The 25,788-nt window shown below is 66.3% G+C and carries 24 protein-coding genes; 20 read left to right on the top strand and 4 right to left on the bottom strand.

The annotated features are described in order from the left end of the window. The first annotated feature begins 34 nt into the window (after positions 1 to 34). The 9 genes from murB (at position 35) to L8G49_RS03870 (ending at position 12,416) form a co-directional block, all read left to right on the top strand. Positions 35 to 979 (top strand): UDP-N-acetylmuramate dehydrogenase, encoded by a 945-nt coding sequence (gene murB, locus L8G49_RS03910; RefSeq protein WP_242182573.1) that lies wholly within the window; start codon positions 35 to 37, stop codon positions 977 to 979. Next, entirely contained in the window at positions 942 to 1,862 is a 921-nt protein-coding gene (locus L8G49_RS03905) for a D-alanine--D-alanine ligase (protein ID WP_242137895.1), read from the top strand. The genes murB and L8G49_RS03905 overlap by 38 nt, the downstream gene beginning before the upstream one ends. Next, complete coding sequence (locus tag L8G49_RS03900; RefSeq protein ID WP_242182572.1) at positions 1,859 to 2,857, top strand: cell division protein FtsQ/DivIB; 999 nt, start codon at positions 1,859 to 1,861, stop codon at positions 2,855 to 2,857. Before L8G49_RS03905 ends, L8G49_RS03900 begins: the two co-directional genes overlap by 4 nt. Positions 2,858 to 2,896: 39 nt before the next feature. Then, entirely contained in the window at positions 2,897 to 4,159 is a 1,263-nt protein-coding gene (gene ftsA, locus L8G49_RS03895) for a cell division protein FtsA (RefSeq protein WP_242137702.1), read from the top strand. Between the two features lie 113 nt (positions 4,160 to 4,272). Next, complete coding sequence (gene ftsZ, locus L8G49_RS03890; RefSeq protein WP_242137701.1) at positions 4,273 to 5,775, top strand: cell division protein FtsZ; 1,503 nt, start codon at positions 4,273 to 4,275, stop codon at positions 5,773 to 5,775. A gap of 159 nt (positions 5,776 to 5,934) precedes the next feature. Next, complete coding sequence (locus L8G49_RS03885; RefSeq protein ID WP_242137700.1) at positions 5,935 to 8,373, top strand: SPOR domain-containing protein; 2,439 nt, start codon at positions 5,935 to 5,937, stop codon at positions 8,371 to 8,373. Further along, complete coding sequence (locus L8G49_RS03880) at positions 8,370 to 9,542, top strand: deoxyguanosinetriphosphate triphosphohydrolase (protein WP_242137699.1); 1,173 nt, start codon at positions 8,370 to 8,372, stop codon at positions 9,540 to 9,542. Before L8G49_RS03885 ends, L8G49_RS03880 begins: the two co-directional genes overlap by 4 nt. A gap of 220 nt (positions 9,543 to 9,762) precedes the next feature. After that, positions 9,763 to 11,262, top strand: a complete 1,500-nt coding sequence (locus L8G49_RS03875) for a DUF1800 domain-containing protein (RefSeq protein ID WP_242137698.1) — start codon at positions 9,763 to 9,765, stop codon at positions 11,260 to 11,262. Between the two features lie 5 nt (positions 11,263 to 11,267). Beyond that, positions 11,268 to 12,416, top strand: coding sequence for a DUF1501 domain-containing protein (locus L8G49_RS03870; protein ID WP_242137697.1), 1,149 nt, complete (start codon positions 11,268 to 11,270; stop codon positions 12,414 to 12,416). Between the two features lie 217 nt (positions 12,417 to 12,633). Here the strand turns inward: L8G49_RS03870 and L8G49_RS03865 are convergent, their stop codons facing one another. Beyond that, complete coding sequence (locus L8G49_RS03865; RefSeq protein WP_242182570.1) at positions 12,634 to 14,544, bottom strand: CocE/NonD family hydrolase; 1,911 nt, start codon at positions 14,542 to 14,544, stop codon at positions 12,634 to 12,636. Between the two features lie 165 nt (positions 14,545 to 14,709). Between L8G49_RS03865 and argS the strand changes: the two genes are divergently transcribed. From argS to tatC, 8 genes are all read left to right on the top strand, one after another. Continuing rightward, positions 14,710 to 16,434: an arginine--tRNA ligase gene (argS, locus tag L8G49_RS03860; protein ID WP_242182568.1), complete on the top strand. Its 1,725-nt coding sequence runs from the start codon at positions 14,710 to 14,712 to the stop codon at positions 16,432 to 16,434. Beyond that, the gene (locus L8G49_RS03855) at positions 16,434 to 17,111 is read left to right on the top strand and encodes an SPOR domain-containing protein (RefSeq protein ID WP_242182566.1); all 678 of its coding nucleotides are present in this window, start codon (positions 16,434 to 16,436) and stop codon (positions 17,109 to 17,111) included. Before argS ends, L8G49_RS03855 begins: the two co-directional genes overlap by 1 nt. A 47-nt stretch (positions 17,112 to 17,158) precedes the next feature. Further along, the gene (locus tag L8G49_RS03850) at positions 17,159 to 18,166 is read left to right on the top strand and encodes a glycoside hydrolase family 3 N-terminal domain-containing protein (protein WP_242182564.1); all 1,008 of its coding nucleotides are present in this window, start codon (positions 17,159 to 17,161) and stop codon (positions 18,164 to 18,166) included. 292 nt (positions 18,167 to 18,458) lie between these two features. Further along, positions 18,459 to 19,199, top strand: a complete 741-nt coding sequence (locus tag L8G49_RS03845; protein ID WP_242182562.1) for a ScpA family protein — start codon at positions 18,459 to 18,461, stop codon at positions 19,197 to 19,199. Then, the gene (gene scpB / locus L8G49_RS03840; protein ID WP_242137691.1) at positions 19,196 to 19,771 is read left to right on the top strand and encodes an SMC-Scp complex subunit ScpB; all 576 of its coding nucleotides are present in this window, start codon (positions 19,196 to 19,198) and stop codon (positions 19,769 to 19,771) included. Before L8G49_RS03845 ends, scpB begins: the two co-directional genes overlap by 4 nt. 27 nt (positions 19,772 to 19,798) lie before the next feature. After that, positions 19,799 to 20,035: a twin-arginine translocase TatA/TatE family subunit gene (locus L8G49_RS03835; RefSeq protein ID WP_242137690.1), complete on the top strand. Its 237-nt coding sequence runs from the start codon at positions 19,799 to 19,801 to the stop codon at positions 20,033 to 20,035. Between the two features lie 18 nt (positions 20,036 to 20,053). After that, positions 20,054 to 20,482: a twin-arginine translocase subunit TatB gene (locus L8G49_RS03830; RefSeq protein ID WP_242182560.1), complete on the top strand. Its 429-nt coding sequence runs from the start codon at positions 20,054 to 20,056 to the stop codon at positions 20,480 to 20,482. Beyond that, complete coding sequence (tatC, locus tag L8G49_RS03825) at positions 20,479 to 21,258, top strand: twin-arginine translocase subunit TatC (RefSeq protein WP_242182558.1); 780 nt, start codon at positions 20,479 to 20,481, stop codon at positions 21,256 to 21,258. Before L8G49_RS03830 ends, tatC begins: the two co-directional genes overlap by 4 nt. 99 nt (positions 21,259 to 21,357) lie before the next feature. Here the strand turns inward: tatC and L8G49_RS03820 are convergent, their stop codons facing one another. The 3 genes from L8G49_RS03820 to L8G49_RS03810 all read right to left on the bottom strand — a co-directional run bounded on the left by L8G49_RS03820 (position 21,358) and on the right by L8G49_RS03810 (position 23,586). Beyond that, positions 21,358 to 21,492 carry an entericidin A/B family lipoprotein gene (locus L8G49_RS03820; protein ID WP_242137687.1) on the bottom strand — a complete coding sequence of 45 codons (135 nt, stop codon included), beginning with the start codon at positions 21,490 to 21,492 and terminating at the stop codon, positions 21,358 to 21,360. Positions 21,493 to 21,797: 305 nt separating this feature from the next. After that, positions 21,798 to 23,381: a histidine kinase dimerization/phosphoacceptor domain -containing protein gene (locus L8G49_RS03815; RefSeq protein ID WP_242182556.1), complete on the bottom strand. Its 1,584-nt coding sequence runs from the start codon at positions 23,379 to 23,381 to the stop codon at positions 21,798 to 21,800. Between the two features lie 7 nt (positions 23,382 to 23,388). Further along, complete coding sequence (locus L8G49_RS03810) at positions 23,389 to 23,586, bottom strand: NepR family anti-sigma factor (protein WP_242137685.1); 198 nt, start codon at positions 23,584 to 23,586, stop codon at positions 23,389 to 23,391. Between the two features lie 243 nt (positions 23,587 to 23,829). Here L8G49_RS03810 and L8G49_RS03805 point away from each other — a divergent pair, with 243 nt between their 5' ends. From L8G49_RS03805 to L8G49_RS03795, 3 genes are all read left to right on the top strand, one after another. Then, positions 23,830 to 24,636 (top strand): response regulator, encoded by an 807-nt coding sequence (locus tag L8G49_RS03805; RefSeq protein WP_242137684.1) that lies wholly within the window; start codon positions 23,830 to 23,832, stop codon positions 24,634 to 24,636. A gap of 103 nt (positions 24,637 to 24,739) precedes the next feature. Then, the gene (locus L8G49_RS03800; RefSeq protein WP_242137683.1) at positions 24,740 to 24,883 is read left to right on the top strand and encodes a hypothetical protein; all 144 of its coding nucleotides are present in this window, start codon (positions 24,740 to 24,742) and stop codon (positions 24,881 to 24,883) included. Between the two features lie 94 nt (positions 24,884 to 24,977). Continuing rightward, on the top strand, positions 24,978 to 25,625 hold the full coding sequence (locus L8G49_RS03795; RefSeq protein ID WP_242182553.1) for a sigma-70 family RNA polymerase sigma factor: 648 nt from the start codon (positions 24,978 to 24,980) through the stop codon (positions 25,623 to 25,625). Positions 25,626 to 25,788: the final 163 nt, after the last annotated feature.

Below are 25,788 nucleotides of genomic sequence, written 5' to 3'. Positions count from 1 at the left end.
GCATCAGGATCCGACGGCAGCCACGGCCGAACCGATGCCGATCGTAGCCGGTCGTCTGACGCGGCATGCACCGCTTGCGCCGCTCGTATGGTTCAAGTCGGGCGGCGCGGCCGACTGGCTGTTCGAGCCGAGCGATGCGGAGGATCTGGCACAATTCCTCGCGGCGCTCGATCCTTCGGTGCCGGTGATGCCGCTCGGGCTGGGCTCGAACCTGATCGTCCGCGATGGCGGGGTACCGGGCGTGGTGATCCGGCTCGGCAAGCCGTTTGCCAAGGTCGCGGCGATCGACGCGACGACGCTGGTGTGCGGAGGCGGGGCAAGCGGGATCCTGGTATCCTCGTCGGCGCGCGACGCCGGGATCGGCGGGGTCGAGTTCCTGCGCTCGATCCCGGGCACGGTCGGCGGGTTCGTGCGGATGAACGGCGGCGCCTACGGATGCGAGACCAGGGACGTGCTGGTCGAATGCGAGATCGTGCTGCGGTCTGGCGAGCGGCGGGTGCTGTCGGTCGGGGAGCTTGGGTACAGCTATCGGCATTCGACGCTGCCCGAAGGCTGCGTCGTCGTCAGCGCGACGTTCCGCGGGCATCCGGAGGAACCGTCGGTGATCCAGACGGAGATGGACCGTATCGCGGCAGAGCGCGAAGCGTCGCAGCCGCTCCGCTCGCGGACGGGCGGGTCGACGTTCAAGAACCCCGAGGGCCACAAGGCGTGGGCGCTGATCGACGCCGCCGGGTGTCGCGGACTGACGCGGGGCGACGCGCAGGTCAGCGAGAAGCATTGCAACTTTCTGCTCAACCTCGGGGCAGCGTCCAGCGCCGAGATCGAGGCGCTGGGGGAAGAGGTTCGGGATCGCGTGAAGGCACAATCGGGGGTTGAATTGACGTGGGAAATCCAGCGGGTCGGGGTGACGTGTTGTGAGCGAACTCCACGTAGCCGTGCTTATGGGTGGCCCGTCCGCCGAACGCGAAGTCTCGCTTAAGTCGGGCACTGGCGTGGCCGACGCACTGGAATCGCTCGGCCACCGCGTCACCCGGATTGACATGGGCAAGGACGTCGCGGCGCGGCTCGCGGAAGCGAACCCCGACGTCGTGTTCAACGCGCTCCATGGCACGCCGGGAGAGGATGGCACCGTCCAGGGGCTGCTCGACCTGATGGGGCTGACCTATACGCACAGCGGCCTCGCGACGTCGGTCATTGCGATCGACAAGCAGCTGACCAAGCTGCTGCTCGTCCCCGGCGGTATCCCCATGCCGGGCGGACGGATCGTCAAGTCGGAGTCGCTGTACGAGGGCGACCCGCTGCCGCGCCCCTATGTGCTCAAGCCGGTCAACGAAGGCTCGTCGGTCGGGGTTGCGATCGTCACCGACGAGGGCAATTACGGCAACCCGATCGCGCGCGGCGTGGCGGGGCCGTGGACCGAATTCGAGGAATTGCTCGCCGAACCGTACATTCGCGGCCGCGAACTGACGACCGCAGTGCTCGGCGACCGGGCGCTCGGCGTTACCGAACTCAAGCCCAAGACCGGCTGGTACGATTTCGACGCCAAATACACCGACGGGCTGACCGAACACGTTTTTCCCGCCGACATCCCCGACGAGATCGCGCAAGCCTGCCAGCGGATCGCGCTCGACGCGCACCGGCTCCTCGGCTGCAAGGGCACGTCGCGCTCGGATTTCCGCTGGGATGACCAGCAGGGCGTCGATGGGCTGTTCCTGCTCGAGGTCAATACCCAGCCCGGGATGACCGCGCTCAGCCTCGTCCCTGAGCAGGCGCGGCATTGCGGGATCGACTATCCGCAGCTCGTCCAGATCATCATCGATGAGGCGCTCAAGGACAAAGCGGCGAAGGCGGGTTCGCCATGAGCGGCACGATCAAGCGCGGCACCGTCCGCCGCCCGGTCCAGCCCAAGCGGAAGCAAGCCGCCAAGCCCTCGGTCATCGACCGCGCGATCACCGCGCTTCCGGTGAGCGAGGTGACATTGCGCAAGGCCGCGACCTGGACGATCACCGGCGTGGTCGGTGCGGGTCTGATCGCGCTCGCGTCGTTTTTCGGGATCCCCGGCGCGATAGGCACCGCGATCGGCGAGGGGATCGGCGATGCCGGCTTCAAGGTCACCAACATCCAGATCACCGGGCTTAACCGGATGGACCACAACGTCATCTACAAGATCGCGGCGAACCAGCCGTCGATGGCGATGCCGCTCGTCAGCCTCGAGAAGATCCGTCAGGACCTCGTCTCGCACAGCGGCTGGATCGAGGACGTGCATGTCTCGCGGCGCTTGCCCGACACGCTGCTGGTCAATGTGATCGAGCGCCAGCCGAGCGCGATCTGGCAGAACAAGGGGCAGCTTGCGCTGATCGCCGCGAACGGGACGTGGCTCGAGCCGGTCGACCCGCAGGCGATGCCCGATCTGCCGGTGGTGATCGGCCCGCATGCGAACGAACAGGAGGTCTCCTACCGCACCCTGCTCGACGCGGCGCCCGCGCTGAAGGGGCAGGTCAAGGCGGCGACCTGGGTCGGCAACCGGCGCTGGACGCTGACCTTCGAGACCGGCGAGACGCTCGCCTTGCCAGAGGGCGATACCGAGGCAGCGAAGGCGCTGGTCAAGTTCGCGCAGCTCGACGGGGTCCGGCCGTTGCTCGGCAAGGGCTGGCTCGGGTTCGACATGCGCGACCCGACGCGGCTGGTGGCGCGCAAGCCGGGGGTGACGACCAATAAGGCGATCACCGACCCCGGGGCCGCGCCCGGCATGGCACCCACCGCGGCGCCATCGGCGACGCCGAGCCCGGCGGCTTCCGAAAGCAGCGCGCCGCGGCTGACGGCGTTAAAAAGAACGAGCACGGATTCACAGGCTTAACCGATTGCGTTAAGGGTTGGCGGGAACAGGGGTAAGGGCATGGCGAAAACCGCACCGGAAGGGTTGATCACCGCACTCGACATCGGATCGTCGAAGGTGTCGGCGATGATCGCGCAGAAGGGCGATGGCGGGGAACTGATCGTCCTCGGCACCGGCCAGCGCGAGAGCAAGGGCGTCAAGCGCGGCTATATCGCCGATGCCGCCGCGACCGAAGTCGCGGTGCGCGAGGCGGTCGAGCAGGCCGAGCGGATCGCGGGTCTCAACATCGAGAACGTCTGGGTCAGCTTCTCAGCGGGCGGACTGGTGTCCGACGTCGCGTCGATCGAGTTCGAGCTGGGTGGGCACCGGGTCGAGCAGACCGATATCGATGCGTTGCTCCAGGCCGGGCGGGACTCGATCGATCCGGCGGGGCGGATGGTTCTCCATGCGCAGCCTGCGCTCTACACGCTCGACGGCCTCACTGGGGTGAAGCGTCCGCTCGGGCTGCACGCCGACCGGCTCGGGGTTCACATTCACGTCGTTGCGGCGGACGGTTCGCCGGTCCGCAACCTCGGGCTGTGCGTGGCCAACGCGCATCTCGAAGTGAAGTCGATCATCGCCTCGCCGGTCGCGACCGGAATGGCGTGCCTCAGCGACGAGGAGCGCGAGCTTGGCGTCGCCCTGGTCGAACTGGGCGCGGGGATCACCAACGTCTCGCTGTTCGCGGGCGGGATGCTCGTCGGGCTGATGTCGATTCCGATCGGCGCGCAGGACATTACCGACGACATCGCCTCGGCCTTTGGCACGCGCCGCGCGCAGGCGGAGCGGATGAAGTGCGTCCACGGCTCGGCCAATGCGTCGCCGCGCGACAATCACGAGATGATCGACGTCGCCCCGATTTCCGCCGAGGAAGACGCGAGCGACGGGACGCGCATCACCAAGGCGCAGTTGATCGCGGTCATCCGCCAGCGGCTCGACCATTTGATCGGCGAAGTGTCCAAGGCGCTCAAGGACCTCAAGTTCGAGGGCCCGGTTGGGCGGCAGGTCGTGCTGACCGGGGGTGGCGCGGAGCTCAAGGGCATCGCCGATTACGCGCAGGCGGCGCTCGGCCGCTCGGTCCGGATCGGTCGGCCACGTGGTCTGACGGGCCTGCCGGAAGCACACGCCACCCCGGCGTTCACGACGCTTGCAGGTCTGGCCTTCTATGCCGCCGCCGATCCGATCGACCTGCGCGCCTTGTCGAGCAAGCAGCAGCTCGTGCACCGTCCGAAGGGATTTGCGGTGATTCGTCGCCTGATGGCGGCAGCCCGTGCAAATTATTAAACAATAACGACACGAACGGGCGGTTCGCGCTGGAACGCATGGCAGCGATGGTGCAGAACCGCCTTTGAAGTAATGAGTGCGTCGGGCCGTAGCTGCCCGTTGGAGACTGGGACATGAGCATCGAATTTCTGCCCCCCGAAGTCGACGAACTGACGCCGCGCATCGCGGTGATCGGCGTCGGCGGCGCGGGCGGCAACGCTATCGCCAACATGATGCGCGCGGACGTGCAAGGCGTCGAGTTCCTCGTCGCCAACACCGACTCGCAGGCGCTCAAGCAGTCGGCGGCGAGCCACAAGATCCAGCTCGGCGTGAAGATCACGCAGGGGCTCGGCGCCGGTTCGCGTCCCGAGATCGGGCGTGCGGCGGCCGAGGAGACGATCGAGCAGGTCACCAAGATGCTCGAAGGCTCGCACATGTGCTTCATCGCGGCCGGCATGGGCGGCGGCACCGGCACCGGTGCTGCACCCGTCATCGCCAAGGCGGCGCGGGACATGGGGATCCTGACGGTCGGCGTCGTGACCAAGCCGTTCGCCTTCGAGGGCACGCGTCGCGCCAAGAGCGCCGAAGCGGGCATCGAGGAACTGCAGAAGTACGTCGACACGCTGATCGTCATTCCGAACCAGAACCTGTTCCTGGTGGCGAACGCGAACACGACCTTCAAGGAAGCGTTCCAGATGGCGGACGAGGTCCTGCAGCAGGGCGTCCGCGGGATCACCGACCTGATGGTCATGCCCGGCCTCATCAACCTCGATTTCGCCGACGTCCGTTCGGTGATGCAGGAAATGGGCAAGGCGATGATGGGCACGGGCGAGGCCGATGGCGACAATCGCGCGATCGAGGCGGCGTCCAAGGCGATCGCCAACCCGCTGCTCGACGGCGTCAGCATGAAGGGCGCGAAGGGCGTCATCGTGTCGATCACCGGCGGCGACGACATGCGCCTGCTCGAAGTCGACGAAGCCGCGAACCACATTCGCGAGTTGGTCGATGACGACGCCAACATCATCTGGGGCTCGGCGTTCAACCCCGACCTTGAGGGCAAGATCCGCGTCTCGGTGGTCGCCACCGGTATAGAGGCGGAAGCGCGCCCGGCCGAAGCTCAGGCGCCCGCCGCTCGGGCTTTCAGCTTCTCCGCCAGCAAGAAGAGTGACGAGCCCGCCTCCGCCGCTGCGACCGCCGCGCCTGCGCAGGCGCCGACGCCATCGCCTGCCCCCGCGGCGTCGGTTGCGCCTGCAGCCCCTGTGGCCGCTGCGCCCGCTCCGGTCGCAGCCAGCGCGCCGCCCGAGTCCGATGAGCTCGTCCTCGGCAGCGAAGCAGCGATGCCGCCGGCAAAGCGCGTCTACGGCGATGTCGAGGCGCCCGCGCCCGCCAGCGACGATACGCCGGCCGACGCGCCGACACGTCGCCGTTGGCTCTCGCCCGGGGCCGCGGTTTCGGAAGATGCGCCCGTTCCGGCAGCGGCCGAGCCGGTCGCTCCCGCGCCGCGCGTCAAGCTCGGCGGTACGTTGTTCGAGCGCATGTCGAGCGTTTCCCGGGGTGCGGCTCGCGAGGACGAACCCTCGTCCGACAAGGATCCGCTCGATATCCCGCGGTTCCTGCATCGGCAGAACAACCAGTAACACCTTCCCCTGCCGCACGGCCCAGGCGCGTGCGGCAGGGGCAGTCGACCCCGGGCCGCGCATCGACGTTTGCCACCCGCCTCCGATCCGTTTCGTTTTGGCGCAAGCCGAGGCAGCCCGTCATTGCCGGTTCAGCGGCGACGGGCTTTAGGATAGTTCATGCGCACCGTTCGCCTTGCTGCTTCCATCATCGCCCTGACCGCGAGCGGGGCAGGGGTTGCACAGGTCCAGCCTTCCCGACCGCTGGCCTATCCTTCGCCTTATCCCACGGGCACGTCGACCACGGTTCAGCCGGTGAGCGACGCGGACAGTCTCGCCGGCGAAATCCGCTTGCTGGCCGCCGATCCCAATAACGTCCAGGCGCTGGTGCGCGCGGGCGAGCTCGCCCTGAAACTGGGTGACGACACGGCTGCCGCGGCCTTCTTCACGCGCGCTTCACGAATAGATCCGCGAAACGCCCGGGTGAAGGCGGGTGAGGGAAGCCTTCTGGTCAGCGCGGAGCGTCCAGGCGAAGCGCTCCGGCATTTTGCGGAAGCGGAGTCCCTTGGTGGGGACGTTCGCACTTTCGCTGCCGATCGGGCATTGGCCTACGATCTGCTCGGCGAGCAGGAGCGCGCACAGCGCGATTACCGCCTGGCGCTACGAGCGGTCGAAAATGACGAGACGCGCCGACGCTATGCGCTGTCGCTCGGCATATCGGGCAAGCGTGAGCTCGCGCTCAAGGAAATCGAACCGCTGCTCCGCAAGAGCGATCGCGGCGCATGGCGTTCGCGTGCCTTCATCCTGGCGATGGGCGGGGATCGCCCCGGCGCCGAGCGGATCGCGACGACGATGATGCCCGCCGGCATGGCGCAGGGGCTCCAGCCGTTCTTTGACCTTCTGCCGACGTTGCGCCCGGCGGATCGTGCGTTCGCGGTTCACTTCGGAGAAGTGCGCGCCTCGCCCACGCGGATCGCCGACGCGCGCATGGCGCCACCGATGGCTGCGCTCGGTCCGGACACGAGCGCGCCGGTCGAAGTCGCGGCGATGAGCCGCCCCACGCCAGCTGCCAGCGCCGTCGCCGTTCCGGCGCGCAGGGATCGACGGTCGCGCAAGGAACGTCAGCGGGACACGATCGTCGCCGCAACCACGCCGCCGGTCGTGCCGCTACCGGCCCCGCCCGCTTATGTCGCACAGACGGTAATGGCGAAGGCACCGTATCAGGGACCACGCTATCAAGGCGTCAGCCGTCCTGCATCGAGCGGCACGCGCGCCGCCAATCTGGCGGCGGCGAACGCGCTGCGGACGCCCGAAGCGACGACGCGCTTCGCGCGGGCGGTGCCAAGCCCATCGGTTCCGACGCAGCCTGGCGCTGCGTCTCTGCCATCGTCGGTGGCGCTTGGATCATCGACGCTGGTAACGCCCTATCGTGGCGCGCCTCCGGCAACCGCTTCAGCGAGTCTGGCGCGACCACCGGCAGCGACCGTGTATGGCGCGCTCACGCCGACGCAGCGGGCCAACGCGGCTTCTGCGACACCCACACCCACACCGACATCCGTCCAGGCAGCACCTTCATCGGGGACGATCCCGCCAAGAGCAGAGGTTCCGTCCTTCCCGGTAGTGAGCGCGACGCCGCCGTATCGACCCGTCACGGTGGTGCCCGTCAGCGGCGCGATGCCGGCCGCTACGGCTACCGTGGCTCCGCCGCCGTCGTCATCCCCACCGCCGGTGTCGGCAGTCGCAGTCGCCCCGGTCGTTGGCGTGGCCGCAGCCCCCGCTGTCGCTGCGCCGGCGCCGATGCGCAGCGAGCAGTCGATCCTCGCCGCGATCATCGCCGATATCAACGTGCCAGGCGCTGAGCTGGGCGTTGCGCCCGAGCGCATGGCGGTAACGACGCCACCGCCGATCCAGCGTGCGATCCCGAGCCGTCCGCTTGGTGCCGAGCCCGTCGCCGTTCGGCCGCATGGCATGTCGGGTGCCGTGCGCGACCGTGCGCTGCACCAGGGGCAAACCGACAGCGCGGGCGCGAATACGGCGCGCTCGGACACGGCGATGGCGGACCGCAGGACGATCGCGCGGAAGGCTATCGTCAAGCCGCCGGTTGAGGACGATCAGCCGCCGGAGACAGCCGCCACGTCCCGCAAGGGGCCGGCCGACAAGAAGACGCTGAAGGACCGACACGGCAAGGTCGACAGCACCGAGGAGACGGACGGCAGCGCGACACCCGGCAAGGGGACCAGAAGCGACCGGCTCGACAAATCGGGCAAGAAAGCCGCGGATGCGAAGAAGCTCGCCGACGCCAAGAAGGCCGAGGAGAAACGCAGGAACGATCCGAAGCTGCTCGAGCCGCAGCGCTATTGGGTGCAGGTCGCCGGCGGGGCCAACGAAAACGACCTGTCGAAACAATGGACGAAGCTGAAGTCGAAGAACGCCAAGGCGCTCGGCGGGCGTGTCGGCTATGCCACGCCGCAGCGTGCGACCAATCGAATCCTGACCGGCCCGTTCAAGACCGAGGATGAGGCGCAGGCGTTCGTCAACAGTCTTGCCAAACAGGGCATGTCGGGCTTCGTCTTTGCCAGCGAAGCCGGCCAGAAAGTCACGAAGTTGCCTGCCAAATGAACATACCCGCGCGCTGGGCGAGCCGCCCGGAGCAGAGCCGCGGCCGTCTCCACGAAGAACCGGCCGGGGCGGTTGCCACGTCGGTGCGAGGACCGCGCGACGCGTTCCAGCGGGATCGCGACCGGATCGTCCACTCGATCAGCTTTCGTCGCCTTCGCCACAAGACGCAGGTCTTCATGGCGCCCGACGGCGACCATTTCCGGGTCCGGCTCACCCACAGTCTGGAGGTCGCGCAGATCGCTCGGACGATCGCGCGCGCGCTTGGCCTGAACGAGGACCTGACCGAGGCGCTGTCGCTGGCGCATGATATCGGCCATCCGCCGTTCGGCCATGCGGGCGAGGATGCGCTGGAACGAGCGCTGGCGGCGCAGGGCGGGTTCGATCACAACGGGCACACGCTGCGCGCGCTCATGCGGATCGACAGTCCCTATCCCCGGTGGGAAGGGCTCAACCTGACATGGGAAACGCTCGAGGGGCTGGCCAAGCACAACGGGCCGATCACCAAGCCCGGCTGGGCCCTGGCGGACTGCGACGCCGCCTTCCCGCTGGACCTGCACCGCTGGTCGAGCCTCGAGGCGCAGGTTGCGGCGATCGCCGACGATATTGCTTACGACAATCACGACATCGATGACGGATTGCGGGCCGGGTTACTGACGCGCGAGCAATTGCTGGCAGTGCCGGTGGTGGCACGCGAATGGGATGGCGTCCGCGCCCGGTTCCCGGACGTGGCGCCTGACCGCCTGATCGGCGAGCTGATCCGCACGCAGATCGGCACCATGGTCAACGATTTGATCGCGGAAACGCAGCGTCGGCTCGACGGCATCGGCGATATCGAGGATGTCCGCGCCGCCGGGCGATGCCTGGTCGGCTTCTCGGATGCGATGCGGGACGACGAGCGGACGCTGAAGCGCTTCATGTACGCCAACCTCTACCATCATCCGCGCCAGCTCGAAGCGGCGCGTGCGGCGGAGGGCATCGTTTCCAGCCTGTTCGCCGCCTATCGGGCGGACCCCGCGCTGATGCCTGGCGACTGGGCGGCGTCCCTGCCCGACGACGAACCATGGCGCAGCCGCCATATCGCCGACTTCATCGCCGGCATGACCGACCGGTATGCCGTTTCGCGGTATCGCGAAGCGGTCGGCCCGATCGATCTTCCAGACGGCTTCTAACGGACCTTCGGCGCACGGCGACTTCGCGCTCGCGCACCGTCGCCGGTCAGCATCCTTTCCAAACCCGACGGCGCGACGATATCGTGCTGCAGCATTCGTCCCAAGCGCCAAGCCCGCGCGACCGGTTGCCTGCGTGACCGTGGGGGTAGGCGCACAGGCATAGTCTTGCGACAAAGCAGGTCCATACCGTGCTTCACGACTCAGGATCGGGACAGTTCGCGTGACCAAGGCAAGTATTGCGCTTAATCGGTTCGGGCTCGGAGCACGTGGCGATCAGCCGGTTCCATCGGATCCCGTCGGCTGGTTGACCGGCCAGTTGACGACCTATGACCCGCATCCCGATGTCATCGCCAATGCACCGACGAGCGCCGCCGTGTCCGCCGAATTGGCTGACTATTTCCGGCAGCAGCGGTCCCTGCGGATGATGCAGGGCAATCGGCCGCCGATAGCTGCGCCGACGGCTGCGGGCATGATGCCGATGCAGCTGCCGGGTAAGCCGGGCATGGCTGTGCCCCCCGTGGCCGGGGGCGGGCAGGATGACGCGATGAAACAGGCGCGGCAGTTTGCGCAGCGCACCGGTCGGGAGGATTACGCTGGCGCGGTCGGCGCGCGCGCGACCAATGCGCTGGTGACCGACACGCCGTTCGTCGAGCGGCTCGTCCATTTCTGGGCGAACCATTTCGCGGTTTCGGCGGACAAGCTCGAAATCATCGGCCTTTCGGGGACGCTCGAGTTCGAGGCGATCCGCCCGCATGTGCTGGGGACGTTCCGTGACATGCTGATCGCGGTGGAACAGCACCCCGCGATGTTGCTGTATCTGGATCAGGCGGTGTCGGTCGGGCCCACCTCTCCGCGTGGGCTGCAGATCGCGGCGCGCGGCAATCGGAAGGTCGGTCTCAACGAAAATCTCGCGCGGGAGATCCTGGAACTGCACACGCTTGGCGTGCGGACCGGCTACACGCAGGCGGACGTTACCGAATTCGCCCGCGCGATGACGGGGTGGACCGTCGCGGGTATCGGACGGGGTCCGGGGGCGGCCGCTGCGGGAATGGACGGTTTGCCGGGCGATTTCATCTTTGCAGCGCCGATCCACGAGCCGGGTGATCGCACGATCATGGGCAAGCGGTATCCGGCCGGTGGCGTCGACCAGGCGCGTGCGGTTCTGCAGGACGTGTCGATCGCACCTGCCACTGCGACGCATGTCATGACAAAGCTCGCGCGGCATTTTGCGGGGGACGCCCCGCCGCCCGCACTCGTCGCGCGCCTCCAGACCGCCTTCCTTTCGTCAGGCGGCGACTTGCCGACCGTCTATCGCGCGTTGATCGCCGCGCCCGAAGTCTGGGTCGAGCGCCCGCTCAAGTTCAAGACGCCGTGGGAATGGACGATCTCGTCGATGCGCGCGCTGAACGTCAAGACGGCGGAACCGCAGGCGATGGTCGGGCTGCTCAATCAGCTCGGGCAACCGACCTGGAAGCCGGGGCAGCCGATCGGCTACGACGATATTGCCGCGAGTTGGGCGGGGCCCGACGCGGTGCTGCGCCGGGTCGAGGCGGCGGAACGGTTCGCGTCGCGCGCGGCGAACGTGGATGCACGCGCGCTGGCACCCAAGGTGCTGCCCGGAGCGGTCAGCCCCGCGACCCAGGCCGCGCTCGCCAATTGCGAGAGCCCGGCGCAGGCGCTCGCCCTGCTGCTCGTCACGCCCGAATTCCTGCGGAGGTAATCGCCATGTACGATCGTCGTTCGTTCCTTGGTGCCGGCGTCGCCGGCGCCGTGTTTGCCGCACTCAGCCCACGCATGGCGTTCGCCAAGGCGGAGACCGACAAGCGCTTCGTCTTCATCATCCAGCGGGGCGCGGCGGACGGGCTCGGGATCGTCGCGCCCGTCGGCGACCCGGCCTTCGTGGGGGCACGGGGCGATCTCGCGCTGGATTTTGCGAGCGCGCCCAAGCTCGATTCGATGTTCGCGCTGCATCCCACGATGACGACGCTGCAGGGGCTGTACGCGAGGAAGCAGGCGGTGTTCGCGCATGCGGTCGCGTCGCCCTATCGCGATCGCTCGCATTTCGACGGACAGAACGTGCTCGAGAGCGGCGGGACCGGGGCGTATCAGCTCAAGGACGGCTGGATGAACCGGCTGCTCGGCGTGCTGCCGCCGACCCAGGCCAAGGCGATCGCGGTATCGGCCACGGTGCCGCTTGCGTTGCGCGGGCCAAACGACGTCTCGTCCTACGCGCCGTCGAGCCTGCCACAGGCTTCGGACGATCTGATGCAGCGCGTCTCGATGCTGTACGAGGGCGACAGCCAGCTCCACGCCTTGTGGAGCGAGGCGATGGGGACGCGTGCGCTCACCGGGGATCTGGCGGCGGGCGGTGGGGCCAATGCCGCCGCGACGGGCGCACTCGCCGCGCGGCTGATGGCGCCCGCCAACGGCGCGCGGATCGCAATGATCGAGACCGGCGGCTGGGACACGCATACCGGGCAGCGTGGACGGTTGAGCGCGCAGCTCAAGGGGCTGGATGCGATGATCGGCGCGCTCCAGACCGGGCTCGGGCCGCTATGGAACGATACTATGGTGCTGGTCGCGACCGAGTTCGGGCGGACCGTCGCGGTCAACGGGACCGGCGGGACCGATCACGGGACCGGCAGTTCGGCGATGTTGCTCGGCGGCGCGGTGCGCGGCGGGCGGGTGCTGGCCGACTGGCCGGGGCTGGCGCAGGCCGCGCTGTTCGAGGGGCGCGATTTGCGGCCGACGATGCAGCTCGACGCGTTTATTGGTGGCGCAGTTGCGGGGCATTTCGGGGTGGAGCCGGCTAAGGCGATGGCTGCGCTGTTCCCGTCGTCCAAGGGAACGGCGGCGGTGGCGGGGCTGGTGTAGCACCGTTGCTGTTCTCCACCGCTTCGCGTCCCAAACCCTTCACGTCCCAAACCTTCACTTCCCCGGCGGAGGCCGGGGCCCAGTAGCGAAGGTCGAGGTAACTAGGCGCTGTTACCAGTTACCTTGGTTCTCGCTACTGGGCCCCGGCCTTCGCCGGGGAAGCGTAGTCTGAAGGGGGAAGCGTAGTCTAAAGGGGGAAGCGTCGTCTGAAGGTCGCTTACTGCGCCACCACCGGCAGCAACACCGCGCTTGCCCCGACGCTGCCGTGCTGGATCGTCACGGTCGCCTTCTTGTAATCGCCGGGCTTCGCCAGGAAGATGTTGGGAACGAAGGTCTGCGGGTTGCGGTCATAGACCGGGAACAGCGACGACTGCACCTGCACCATGATCTTGTGACCCGGCAGGAATTCGTGGTTCACCGCGGGCAGGCGGAAGCGATATTCCTGCGTCTTGTTCGCCGGAATCGCGGTCGGCTTCGCGAAGCTGTCGCGATAGCGGCCGCGGAAGATGTCGAGGCTGATCGCGAGCTGATAGCCGCCCATCTTGGGGTTGCTCGCGACCTCGTCGGGATAGACGTCGATCAGCTTGACCACGACGTCGCCGTCCGATCCGGTCGTCTTGGCGAAGATGTCCGCCCATGGCACGCCCGAGACCTTGACCGTCTTGGTCAGCACCGGGGTCGAATAGCTCATCACGTCGGTGCGGCCGTCGACCGAACGCTGGTCGGATACCAGCCAGTCGCCCCAGCGGCCGTCCTCGAAATTGATCGGACGCGGCAGGTACGGGACGGGGTTGGCGGGATCGGAGACATAGCTGTCCCCGCCGTTCGCCGCCCGCTGGAAGCCGAGGCCCTTGTCCGCCTGGAGATACAGCGGTGTCAGCGGCGTGTCGCAGCCCTTGTCGCAGGACAACGGCCATTTGGGGAAACTGTCCCAATGGTTCGCGCCGGTGTTGTAGATCGCGGCGGCGGGCAGGGTGACGGCGGGGCCGTCCTTCAGATACTGGTTGAAGAAGGGCAGCACCATGTCCTCGCGATATTGCTGCGCGGTGTCGCCGTTCCACGTCAGCGGGCCGAGCGTGCGGCCGTCGCGGTTGACCTGGCTGTGGCGCCACGGGCCCATCACCAGATAGTTGTTCGACTGGTGGCCCGCTTTCACCAATGCCTCATAGGCGTGGATCCCGCCCCACATGTCCTCATGATCCCACAGGCCCTGTTCCCACAGCGTGGGGACGTTCGAGGGGCTCGCGGCGAGCAACGTGTCGAGCGCCTGGCCCGACCAGAAGCTGTCATAGGCGGGATGCTGGACCATGCGGTTCCAGTAGGGAAGCTGGTCGTAGCCCGACTTCTTCGCCCAATCGCCCGCCGAGATCGTGCGGAAATTGTCGTAATCGTCGTATCCGCCCGAGGGGGGCGACTTGCCGGCGCCCTTGTAGCCGGTCTGCGACCCGAGCCAGCCGATGTTGGGCAGGCGGAACGCCCCATAGTGGAACCAGTCGTCGCCCATCCAGCCGTCGACCATCGGGCTCTGCGGCGCCGCGACCTTGAGCGCGGGGTGCGGGTGGAGCAGCGCCATCGCGACGGTGAACCCCTCGTAGGACGAGCCGATCATCCCGACGCGGCCGTTCGACTGCGGCAGGTTCGCCTTGTTCACCAGCCAGTCGATCGTGTCGTACGCGTCGGTCGTGTGATCGACCTTGGTGTTGTTGAGCGGGCCGATCACCGGGCGGGTGACGACGTAATCGCCCTCCGAGCCGTATTTGCCGCGAATGTCCTGATAGACGCGGATGTAGCCCCCTTTGACGAACATCTCGTCGGCGAGCGGCAGCGTCGACAGCTCGCTCGTGCTGTCGGTCCGGTTGGCGCGGCCCTTGGCGTTATAGGGTGTGCGCGTCAGCACGATCGGTGCGTTGGTCAGGCCCTTGGCGTAGACGATCACGGTGTAGAGCTTGGTCCCGTCGCGCATCGGGATCATCGCCTCGCGCTTGACATAGTCGCGGCCGGTCTCTGGCGGGGTGAAGGTCTTGGGAATGTCGCCGCCCGCGGGCGCCGCCGCCTTGTCCTGCGCTATGGCCGGGGTAAGCGCGAACAACGCCGCTGTGGCGGCGAGCAGGAGTGACTTGGAATGCATGAGCGACCTTTCCAGAAGATGTTGCCGCGATGGTAGGCAAGGTGTCGCAGCGTAATCAATCACTGATGATGGTGGCCGGTTGCTTTTGTCGCGATATGCGCGATGTTTTGCCCCGCGCGCGCAACTCGGCTATGCGCCGCGCTCGCTGACAAGACCGGACCGATCATGACCCTCTACACCCGTTTCGCCGCGCACATCGATGCGGCGCTCGATGCTCTCGTCGCCGCGGGCGATCTGCCCGCCGACCTGTCGCGCGCGAACGTGACGGTGGAGCCGCCGCGCGACATCACGCATGGGGATCTTGCGACCAACGCCGCGATGGTGCTGGCCAAGCCCGCCAAGACCAACCCGCGCGCGCTCGCCGAGAAGATCGCGGCGCATCTGGAGGCGCTCGACGAGGTTTCGAGCGTGTCGGTCGCGGGGCCGGGCTTCATCAACATGACGCTGACCGACGACACGTGGCGGACCGAATTGTCCGCGATCCACGATGCCGCCGGCGATTACGGTCGGTCGACCCGTGGCGCGGGGACGACGGTCAACATCGAATATGTCTCGGCCAATCCGACCGGCCCGATGCACATGGGGCATTGCCGTGGCGCGGTCGTCGGCGATGCGCTCGCCGCGCTGCTCGAGTTCGCCGGGCATAAGGTGATCCGCGAATATTACGTCAACGATGCGGGCGGGCAGGTCGATGTGCTCGCACGCTCGGTCCACCTGCGCTACCGCGAGGCGCTCGGCGAGACGGTCGAGATCCCCGAGGGCCTGTATCCGGGCGACTATCTCGTTCCCGTCGGGCAGATGCTCGCCAACGAATTCGGCGATACGTATGTCGGCAAGCCCGAGGGCGAATGGCTCGTGCTGTTCCGGACCCGCGCGGTTGCGGCGATGCTCGTGCTGATCAAGGCGGATCTCGCGCAGCTTGGCATCCACCATGACCTGTTCTCCTCGGAAGCCGAGCTTCAGGCGGCAGGCAAGCCCGAGGCGGCGGAGCACGATCTGCGTGCGCGGGGCCTGATCTATGACGGTGTGCTCGAAGCGCCCAAGGGACAGGAGCTCGAGGATTGGGAGCCGGTCGTGCTCCCGCTGTTCCGCTCGACCCAGTTCGGCGACGATCAGGATCGCCCGATCAAGAAGTCGAACGGGCAGTGGACCTATTTCGGCGCGGATCTCGCTTATCATTACCAGAAGGCGCAGACCGCCGACGCGCTGATCGACATCTGGGGTGCCGACCATGCGGGGACGGTCAAGCGGATCGTCGCGGCGGTGCAGGCGCTGACCGGGGGCAAGACGCGGTTCGACGTCAAGCTCGTCCAGATGGTGCGGCTGATGCGCAACGGCGAGCCGATCAAGATGTCGAAGCGCGCGGGCAATTTCGTCACGCTGGCGGATGTCGTGAACGAGGTCGGCAAGGACGTCGTCCGCTTCACCATGCTGACGCGCAAGGCCGATGCGCAGATGGACTTCGATTTCGCCAAGGTGGTCGAGGCGTCGAAGGACAACCCCGTCTTCTACGTGAATTACGCCCACGCGCGGATCGCGTCGCTGCACCGCCGCGCGACCGAGGCGGGAATCACCTGCGACGTGGTCGACCTGTCCCGGCTTGATACGGAAGACCTTGCACTGGTGAAGCTGGCGGCACAGTTCCCGCGCATCGTCGACACCGCCGCCGCGGCGCGCGAGCCGCATCGAATTGCTTTCTATCTCTATGACTTGGCGGCTTCGCTCCATGCGCTATGGAATGTCGGCAACGATCGCCCGGACCGGCGTTTCCTGCTGGCGGACAACCCGGGCGTTACGTGCGCGCGGCTGTTCTTGGCGGAGGGGATCGGGCAGATCATTCGCAATGGCCTGGGCATCATGGGCGTCCAGGCGGTGCAGGAGATGAATTGATGGCGCTGAGCGAGCGGGAGATGCGCGACAACGACCGGCTGCCGTGGTTGGAGACGGTCGAGCAGGTCAACGACGGCCGCACGCCCGTTATCCGGATCGTGCTGATCATCGTCGCCCTGCTCCTGCTGGTTGCGGTCGCGATCCTCGGCTACCGCTATTGGGACACCCACCGGGGGATCAACGGCAACGGCGCGCTGATCGCTGCACCGGCTGGCGACTATAAGATCCGTCCGACCGAGCCCGGCGGAATGGTGGTCGATGGCGAGGGGGATACTGCGATCGCGACGAGCAACGGCGTCGGCATGGGCAATTCCTCGATCGACATGGCGGCCGCGCCCGAAACGCCGATCGCGGGAAAGAAGGTGGTACCCACCAAGATCGACGCAGGTTCCAGCAAGGCGATTTCCGCGATTCCGACCGCTTCGGGCGAACGGTCCGGCGGGGCTGTCGTCCAGCTTGGCTCGTTCGACCGCGAGGCAGACGCCAACGAGAGCTGGACGCGGATCACCAGGCGCTTCGGCTATCTCGCCCCGCTGGGCAAATCGGTACAGATGGCGCAGGTCAATGGCCGAACCGTCTACCGACTGCGCGTCAATGCCGGCAGCGCGGGCCAGGCGACCAGCCTGTGCGGCAAGCTGGCGGCGGCCGGCCAGGCGTGCTTCGTTCCCAGGATCTGACGCGGCAGCGGGGTGACGCGGCGGGCACGGGGCGATAGGACGGGCGCATGAAGCCTGTCATTTTCGGCCTGTCCGGCCTGACCCTTACGCCCGACGAACGCGCTTTTTTTCGCGCCGTGGAGCCCGCCGGCTATATTCTGTTCAAGCGCAATATCGCGGACCGGAGCCAGCTCCGCGCGCTGACTGACAGTCTCCGGGCTGTGTCGGGGCGGGCGGACCTGCCGATCCTGATCGACCAGGAGGGCGGCCGCGTCGCGCGGATGCGCGCGCCCGAATGGCCGGAATTCCCAGCCGGACCCGCGTTCGACGCGCTCTACGATATTGCACCGATCTCCGCGATCGAGGCGGCAAAAGTCAACGCGCAGGCGATCGGCCTGATGCTCGCCGAAGTGGGGATCACGGTCGATTGCCTGCCGCTGCTCGACGTCGCGCAACCCGACACGACCGAGGCGATTACCAGCCGGGCGCTGGGCTCCGAACCGTTGCGCGTTGCCGCCATGGGGCGGGCGATCCTCGATGGGTTGCGGGCTGCGGGCGTCGTCGGCGTGGTCAAGCATATGCCTGGCCACGGGCGGGCGCGGGTCGACACGCACTATCACCTGCCGACCGTCACCGCGACGGATGCGGAGCTTGCCGTCGATCTGCAGCCCTTTGCCAGCCTCAGGCACGCCCCGATGGGCATGACGTCGCATATCGTGTTCGAGGCGTGGGATCGCGATCGACCCGCCACGCTTTCGCCCATCGTCATCGAAGAGATCATCCGCAAGCGGATCGGCTTCGATGGCCTGTTGATGACCGACGACATCGACATGAAGGCGCTGTCGGGGAGCGCGGGCGACAAGGCCGCCGGAGCGATCGCCGCGGGGTGCGACCTGGTCCTCGATTGCTGGGCACGGATGGACGAGATGATCGATATCGCGGGGCGGCTCGGCGAGATGGCGGCAGTGTCGCGCGACCGGCTCGATCGCGCGATGGCAACGGTTGCGGGGGTGGTGCCCGAGGGGGACATGGCCGCGCTGATCGCCAAGCGGGATGCGTTGCTTGCGCTGGTTTGAGGGGGCGGGGGGCGCAGATTGGCGCAGCCGCAGTACACGCATCACCCCGGAGTGGGCGCGACCTTTGCGAAACCTTTGCTGTTCTCCCGCGAACGCGGGAGTCCAGGAGTCGCAAGAACTGCAGGTCGTTGTTCTGCTCGGCTCTGGATTCCCGCCTTCGCGGGAAAACGGCAAACTTGGCGGCCCCGGCCTCCGCCGGGGTGACGGGGATTCATCACTCCGCCCTTCACCGCGTCAACGTGACAAGCCGCTCCCCCTCCATGCGCGAATTTGGTAGCGTGCCGCGCAACGCATGACCGACACGCCCGAAACCCTCACGCTCGATATCGAAGGCTGGGAAGGTCCGCTGGACCTGCTGCTCGCCCTCGCGCGGAACCAGAAAGTCGATCTCAAGCAGATCTCGATCCTCGCGCTGGTCGACCAATATCTGCGGTTTGTCGAGGATGCCAAGGCGACCCTCGAGCTGGCCGCCGATTATCTCGTGATGGCAGCGTGGCTGGCCTATCTGAAATCAGCGCTGCTGTTGCCGCGCGATCCCGAAATCGAGCCATCGCCGGAGGAATTGGCGTTGCGCCTGCACCTTCGGCTCGAACGCTTGAGTGCGATGCGCGAAGCGGGTGCGCGGCTGGTCTCCCGCGACCGAGTCGGGCGCGACGTGTTCCTGCGGGGCGCGCCCGAGGGATTGCGGACGATGCGCAAGGCGCTGTGGCAGGCGGAAATCTACGATCTGATATCGGCCTATGGGGTGATCACGGCACGAACCAGGCCGGTGATGCACATCGTTGCCCAGCGCCCGGTGATGACGCTGGAGGCAGCGCTCGCGCGCGTGTCGCGGCTGGTGGGCGCGCAGATCGACTGGAGCGTCATCGAGACGTTCCTGCCCGACGATGCGAACGGTCCGTTCCGCAAGTCCGCGCTCGCATCCTCCTTTCTCTCCGCGCTCGAATTGGCGAAGCAAGGCAAGGTCGAGCTGCGCCAGCAGTCACCGTTCGCGCCACTGTATATCCGCGCGATCGTGGCGGGCGCTGCGTGACGCCGCCCGACGCAACGGTCCGCGCCGTGGAGGCGGTGCTGTTCGCGGCTACCGAACCGATGACCGCGGATGCGATCCGGACCCATCTCGGCGGGGTCGAGGTCAAGCCGGCGCTTGCGCGGTTGCAGGCCGATTACGCCGGTCGCGGGATCGAACTCGTGCGGCGGGGGGATCGCTGGCACTTTCAGACAGCGTCCGACATGGCGCACCTGCTGCGGCGCACCCACGAGGAACCGCGCAAGCTCAGTCGCGCGGGAATCGAGACGCTGGCCATCATCGCCTATCACGAACCCGCGACACGCGCGGAAATCGAGGCGATCCGCGGGGTTCAGATTTCCAAGGGAACGCTCGACGTGTTGATGGAGGCCGGGTGGATCCGGCCCGCCGGGCGGCGCGAAGTGCCGGGCCGTCCCTTGCTATATGCGACCACGGCCGAGTTCCTTGCGCACTTCGGATTGGCCAGCCGTCGGGATCTCCCCGGGCTGGAGGACCTCAAGGCGGCAGGGCTTCTTGATCCCATCGATCTCGCGTTTGAAACTATGGAGGTGGCAAACGCGTACGATGAAGACTAGATAGAATGAATTCCTAGGAGATTGACCATGGGTGGTTTCAGCCTTGTGCACTGGCTCATTTTCGGCGTCATCGCCATCCTCGTGCTGGGCGGCGGTCGCTTCTCCAGCATGATGGGTGACGTCGCCAAGGGCATCAAGCAGTTCAAGAAGGGCATGGCCGAAGACGACGAGCCGGGCCGCGAGCCGAGCCGGATCGAAGCCAAGGCGGCAGCGGACCCTGTGTTCGACCGCGACGGCAATCGCGTTCGCGACCGCGAAGTCTGATTTCGGACCGGTAGCTGCATGTTCGACGTCGCATCGTCTGAGGTGATCATTCTCGGGGTCGTAGCCTTGCTCGTCATCCCGCCCAAGGACCTGCCCAAGGCGATGCGCACGGCAGGCTATTGGATCGGGCGGGTGCGCGGGGTTGCGACGCAGTTCCGATCGGGCTTCGATTCGATGCTGCGTGAGGCGGAACTGCACGAGATGGAAAAGAAATGGGCGGCGGAGAATGAGCGCATCATGCGCGAACATCCACCGACGCCGGTCCAGATGCTGCCGTCAGCGGACTCCGCTGCCTCCGCCGCCGAGGAGGATGCGGCACCGCATACCGTCGAGCAGCCCGTGCTGCTGCCGCCACATGGCGGGCCGGCCGGCCCGGCGCAGCCTGCGGCGGCCGATACGCCCCCGGCAGGTCCCGCTTCGCCCGCGTCCCGCGCGGTCCAGTCATGAACGCCCCCGTCGATGATCTGGAGGCGAGCCGCGCCCCGTTGCTCGACCATCTGATCGAGCTCCGGCGGCGGCTCTTCTATTCGCTGGCGACCGTGTTCGTCGCCGTCATCGTGACCTATGTCTTTTCGCGGGATATTTTCGCCATTCTGGTCCAGCCGCTGCTGAAGGCAGGACAGACGAAGATCGTCACGATCGGCGTGTTCGACGGCTTTTTCGTGCAGCTCAAGATCGCACTGTTCGCGGCGCTGATGATCTCCTTTCCGGTCATCGCGAACCAGCTTTGGGGCTTTGTCGCGCCGGGTCTGTATCGGCAGGAGAAACGCGTCTTGCTGCCGTTCCTGATCGCCACGCCCGTCCTGTTCGCGATGGGCGCGTCGATGGCCTATTTCGTCGCCGTTCCGGCGGCGCTCCACTTCCTGCTCAGTTTCCAGGGCAACCTCGGGGGCGTGCATCAGGAAGCCCTGACGTCGGTGGCGAGCTACCTCGATTTCATCATGCAGTTCCTGTTTGGCTTCGGGATCGCATTCCTGATGCCGGTCGTGCTGATGATCGTCGAACGTGCCGGCCTCGTTACCCGCAAGCAGCTGGTTGCCGCCCGGCGCTATGCGATCGTCGGATGTTTTGCGCTGGCGCTCGTTCTTGCGCCGCCGGATGCTGGATCGATGATCATGCTCGCGGTGCCGCTGGTGCTGCTCTACGAACTTGCGCTGATCGCGATCTGGTTTTCGGAGCGCGGCCGCAAGAAGGCCGAAATGACCGATCTCGTCGAAAGCTGACCGATCGGTCAGCCGGCTGCGGTTCCCTGGCTTACCTATCCAAAAAAAAAGGCCGCCCCCGGCACCCGGGGACGGCCTTTTTCAATGCTGAAGCGTCGCTTACTTCGCGCTGTCTGCCGTCTTGGCAACGGTGTTGCCGGCCGACTTCACGTCCTTGCCGACACCTTCGACGGTGTTGCAGGCGCTGACCAGAACGGCGCTGGCGATGAGAGCGAGACTAAGAACCTTACGCATACGAATCTCCTTTGACGATCAGCTTCCAGCCAAGGTTGGATGCCTGGGGACGGAATGATCCAGCGGCAAGATCGTTCCGGCTCCAACGCGCGATCGGCGCGCTCGAAGACAATTCCGACGATGCTGAAGAGAATTGGGCCCGGACGCGCCACCGGGGGGGGGAGGGGTAAGCGCGACCGGGCCCATGTTGCGGATAGCGAGAGCGGGGGGGCATAAATTCGCTATCCGAAGCATAAAACGGACTGCCCGCTGTCTGGTTCCAGCAAAAACATCGCGTCTGCGTATTTTTCGTAATGACGGTTACGTCAGTCGCGGCCGGTGATCGCGACGGAAATTTCATACGCACCGACCAGCGGATCATAGTGCAGTTTCGACCGCAACTGCCGTGACAGCCCCTCGATGACGCGACCGTAGCGTTCCTGCACCAGGGTCCGCATCGCATCGCTATCGACGAGCGACGGCGAGTTGATCCGCAATAGGGCGCGCTGCTCCGATGGATCGCTCGATACCGAGATCCGCACCTGCGTGGTCGCGTTGACGGTGATCGCGAGTTCGACGATCTCGGTAATCAGGAAGGCAATCGCGATCGCAATGTCCTGGTTGGCCAGAAACGGCGCGATATCCAGCGCTATGCTCAGCTGCGCCTCTTCCGGTGCGGTGGCGCGGATGTTGGCGGCAAGTTCGCCGATCACCGAGCGCAGCTGCAGGCCACGATTTTCCTCGATCTCGGCAAAGTGGTTGCGATGCACCACGGCCAGCGCGTCGACGCGACGCTGGATCGACGCATAGGCATCGGCGGCTTCGCGGCTGCGGGCGGCGCGCGCGTGGAAATTGATGAGACTGGAAATGACCTGAAGGTTGTTCTTCACGCGGTGATGCACTTCGCGGGTCAGTCTGGTCTGGCGGACAAGCCCTTCGGCCAGCCCCGCCTCGTGCTCCGCGACGGTACGGCTGATGGCGCGGAAGGTCTCGCCAAGTTCCCGAATTTCCTGGGCGGGGAGGGCATGCATCACGCCCGGATCGATCTCTTCGCCCGGAATGAAGAGGGCTACGCGGCTCCGCAACTGGCGAAGCGACCTGATCAGCAACCGATCGACCACGAACCAGCCGATCCCGGCGGCAGCCGCCCACATCACGATCGGCAGGACCAGTGCAATCAGGACCGGAGACGTGATCGGCGCGGTCGGCGTACGGGTCACGAGCGCAATGTCATCGACGCCGATCGGCATCGAGAGCGCTGTCCGGCGTTCGAGCGGGTTCTGGCGTGGGAGCTGTTGCAACGTGAGCGTGCGTCGATCCAGAACGAGTTCGGATTCGTACGCTTGGGCGTATGCGCTTGGAGCCGAGACCGCCTCGAGCACCGCGGCGGGGAAATACGCCGCCGCGCGCGTCCGGCCCGAACTGCTGGTGGTCGACAGCGTCAGGCCGCGACCCGGGTAGATCCGCGCCGTGACGGGGCCATCCAGGCTGGGCGGCGCCGCCGACGCGGCAACCGGCAGGGGCGCACCGCAAATCACCCGCCCGCGTGCGTCGGTAATCGCGAACCGCGTGCCTGCCGTGAGCTGGGGCGCGAAGACGCCCTGCGCCCGGGCGCAACTCGGTGCGTCGCCTGCATCGAGTTCCAGCGCGTTGAGCGATACCCGCAGCGCCGTCATGTCGCCGATCAGTTCGATCGCCAGCTTGCGGGCACTTTCGGTGGTAGTGACCCGCATTTGCGCACGCGTCGCCTCATCGGCCAGCTCGGCCGTCCGTAGCGTCGCGAAGAATGCGATGATGGCCAACGGCAACAGCGCCGCGCTGAGGATCAGAAAGACCTTGGCTCCCGTCGGGACGCGGTCGATCTTTCGGCCTGTCCGCGCGGGGGTAGTGTCGCCCGCGAATTCGGTCACCGCAGGATCAGTCTAACTTGCCAAGAAGGTCGAGCATCTCTGACGGGATCTCCTCCTCGACCGTGCGCTGATACACGGTTCGCAGAGCCGCGCCCATGTCGCGATCCTTGCTTTGCACCTTCGCACCCGCGGCAGAGCCCCCGGTCTTCGGCGCCACGGCCGCTCCCGGCTTTTTCAAAGAGTCGTCGCCCGAACGCAATGCCATCCCCCTAAGATCCGGATCCCGGATAGAGTCAAAATGCTGCCGTAACAATCCGGCTTGAGAAAACCGCTGCACGAAGAATGCAATCGGCCCGATTGGGTCATGAAACCAAATAGCGCTTCGATTGTTCCCCTTCCGATGCGAAATTAAGTTTCGACCATGTCGAAGCCAGAAAACGCGTTGCATATGCCGGGGGGCGCTTCCACAAGACCACCCGACCGACCCATCACGGAGACCCCGACAGCCATGTCGCTTGGACAGCAGCTCGCCCCCCATCTTCCCTTTCTGCGCCGCTACGGCCGCGCCCTGACCGGTAGCCAGACGCACGGCGACCGGTATGTTCGTGCGACGCTGGAGGCAATCGTCGCGGCGCCAGAGGAGTTCCCGCGCGACGTCGATCCGCGGCTTGGTCTGTATCGCATGTTCCACGCGATCTGGACGTCGACGAACTACGATGAAACGCCGGAGAACATGAGCGCGGGGGATGGCGACGGGCAGGAAGCGATCGCGCGGGCCCGTCTCGCTCGAATGACCCCGTTGTCGCGGCAGGCGCTTTTGCTGACGGCGATGGAGGGCTTTACCCCGGAAGACGCGGCCTACCTGATCGAGGTAGAGCCGGAGGAAGTGGATTCACTGGTGGCCGAAGCCTTGTCCGAGATCGAGAAGCAGACCCGGGCGCGCGTGCTCATCATCGAGGACGAACCGATCATCGCGATGGACATCGAGACGATCGTGCGCGACCTCGGGCATGATGTGACGGGCGTCGCGGTTACGCGCGACGAGGCCGTTGCGCTCGCCATGGAGGATCGTCCGGGCCTCGTGCTCGCCGACATCCAGTTGGCCGACGACAGCTCGGGCATCGATGCCGTAAAGGACATTCTGGCCGAGTTCGAAGTGCCGGTGATCTTCATCACCGCCTTCCCCGAGCGCCTGCTGACCGGGGAGCGTCCCGAGCCGACCTTCCTGATAACCAAGCCGTTCCAGCGTTCGACCGTCAAGGCGGCGATCGCCCAAGCGTTGTTCTTCGACCAGACGACCGTTCCCGCGATCTAAATGCCGATGCCTGCGAGGGTTCCCGTCGGTCGTCGGGAACCCTTGGCGGGGTCCGTAAGTTAGGGTTCCATACGATACGGAATCAGAACGAAGCGGGGCACGGATGGCCGACGACGACAAGATCAGGGTTGGCCGCGATGATGCCCGCGCCGGTGCGACGCCCCATGTGACGCGGTACGTCCTGGGCATATCGCTTGCCTTGGTGGTCGTACTTTTTGCGGTCATCTTGCTGGTTTTCAACCGCTAAACTTTATTGGTACGGGGATAACCGCAGGGTCGATGATGGACTTTGCGGCAAGTTGTCCCCATGTGTGGCGTAGGCCGCTACGAGACAGGATTTCATGACCGACGCGATCGATCAGGACGACATTCAGGACGACGCGCCAGCGGTCGAGCACGTTGCGTTGTCCGATCCCGAATTCAAAAAGGAATTGGCGCAGGTCATTCCGCATCTCCGCGCGTTCGGACGATCGCTGTCCGGCAATCGCGATCTTGCCGATGATCTTGTGCAGGAAACCCTGATGAAAGCCTGGGCCGCACGGCAGCGGTTCCAGGCTGGCACGAACATGCGCGCATGGACCTTCATCATCCTGCGCAATCTCTACCTTTCGCAGATGCGTCGTGCGCGCTTCAAGGGCGAGTGGGACGATCTGGTCGCGGATCGGATCCTCGCCGCGCCTGCCAGCCAGGACAAGCATGTCGAGCTGGGTGACATGCAGCGCGCATTGCTGCATCTCCCGCAGCCGCAGCGAGAAGCGCTGATCCTGGTGGGCGCAGGCGGCTTCGCCTATGAGGAAGCGGCTGAAATCTGCGGCGTTGCCGTAGGAACCATCAAGAGCCGCGTCGCGCGTGGTCGCGTTGCGCTTGAAGCCGTTATGGGGGACAATTCGCTACCGTCGCGCCGCACGCATACCAATGAGCCGGGAATGAGCGCCCTCGACACGATCATGGGCGAAGTAGACGATCTCAGTCGCGATCGCCGGTCCTGATCGTAGTGCCTACGGAGCCCAGACCAATCTGGTCGAGTGCCTTCAGAAGATGATCGAAGTCTGACGGGTTGTCCGCTTCACACTGGTAAGCGCACTTCAAAGACGCGCTCAACATGTCGCCGCGCCGTGGGGCAGCGATGACGCACGCAGCGTGCATCGACAG

It is taken from the genome of Sphingomonas sp. CARO-RG-8B-R24-01 (assembly GCF_022662295.1).
Classification (GTDB): domain Bacteria; phylum Pseudomonadota; class Alphaproteobacteria; order Sphingomonadales; family Sphingomonadaceae; genus Sphingomonas.
Note: the sequence above shows the minus strand (reverse complement) of the source record. Positions and strands in the feature narration are given on the sequence as shown.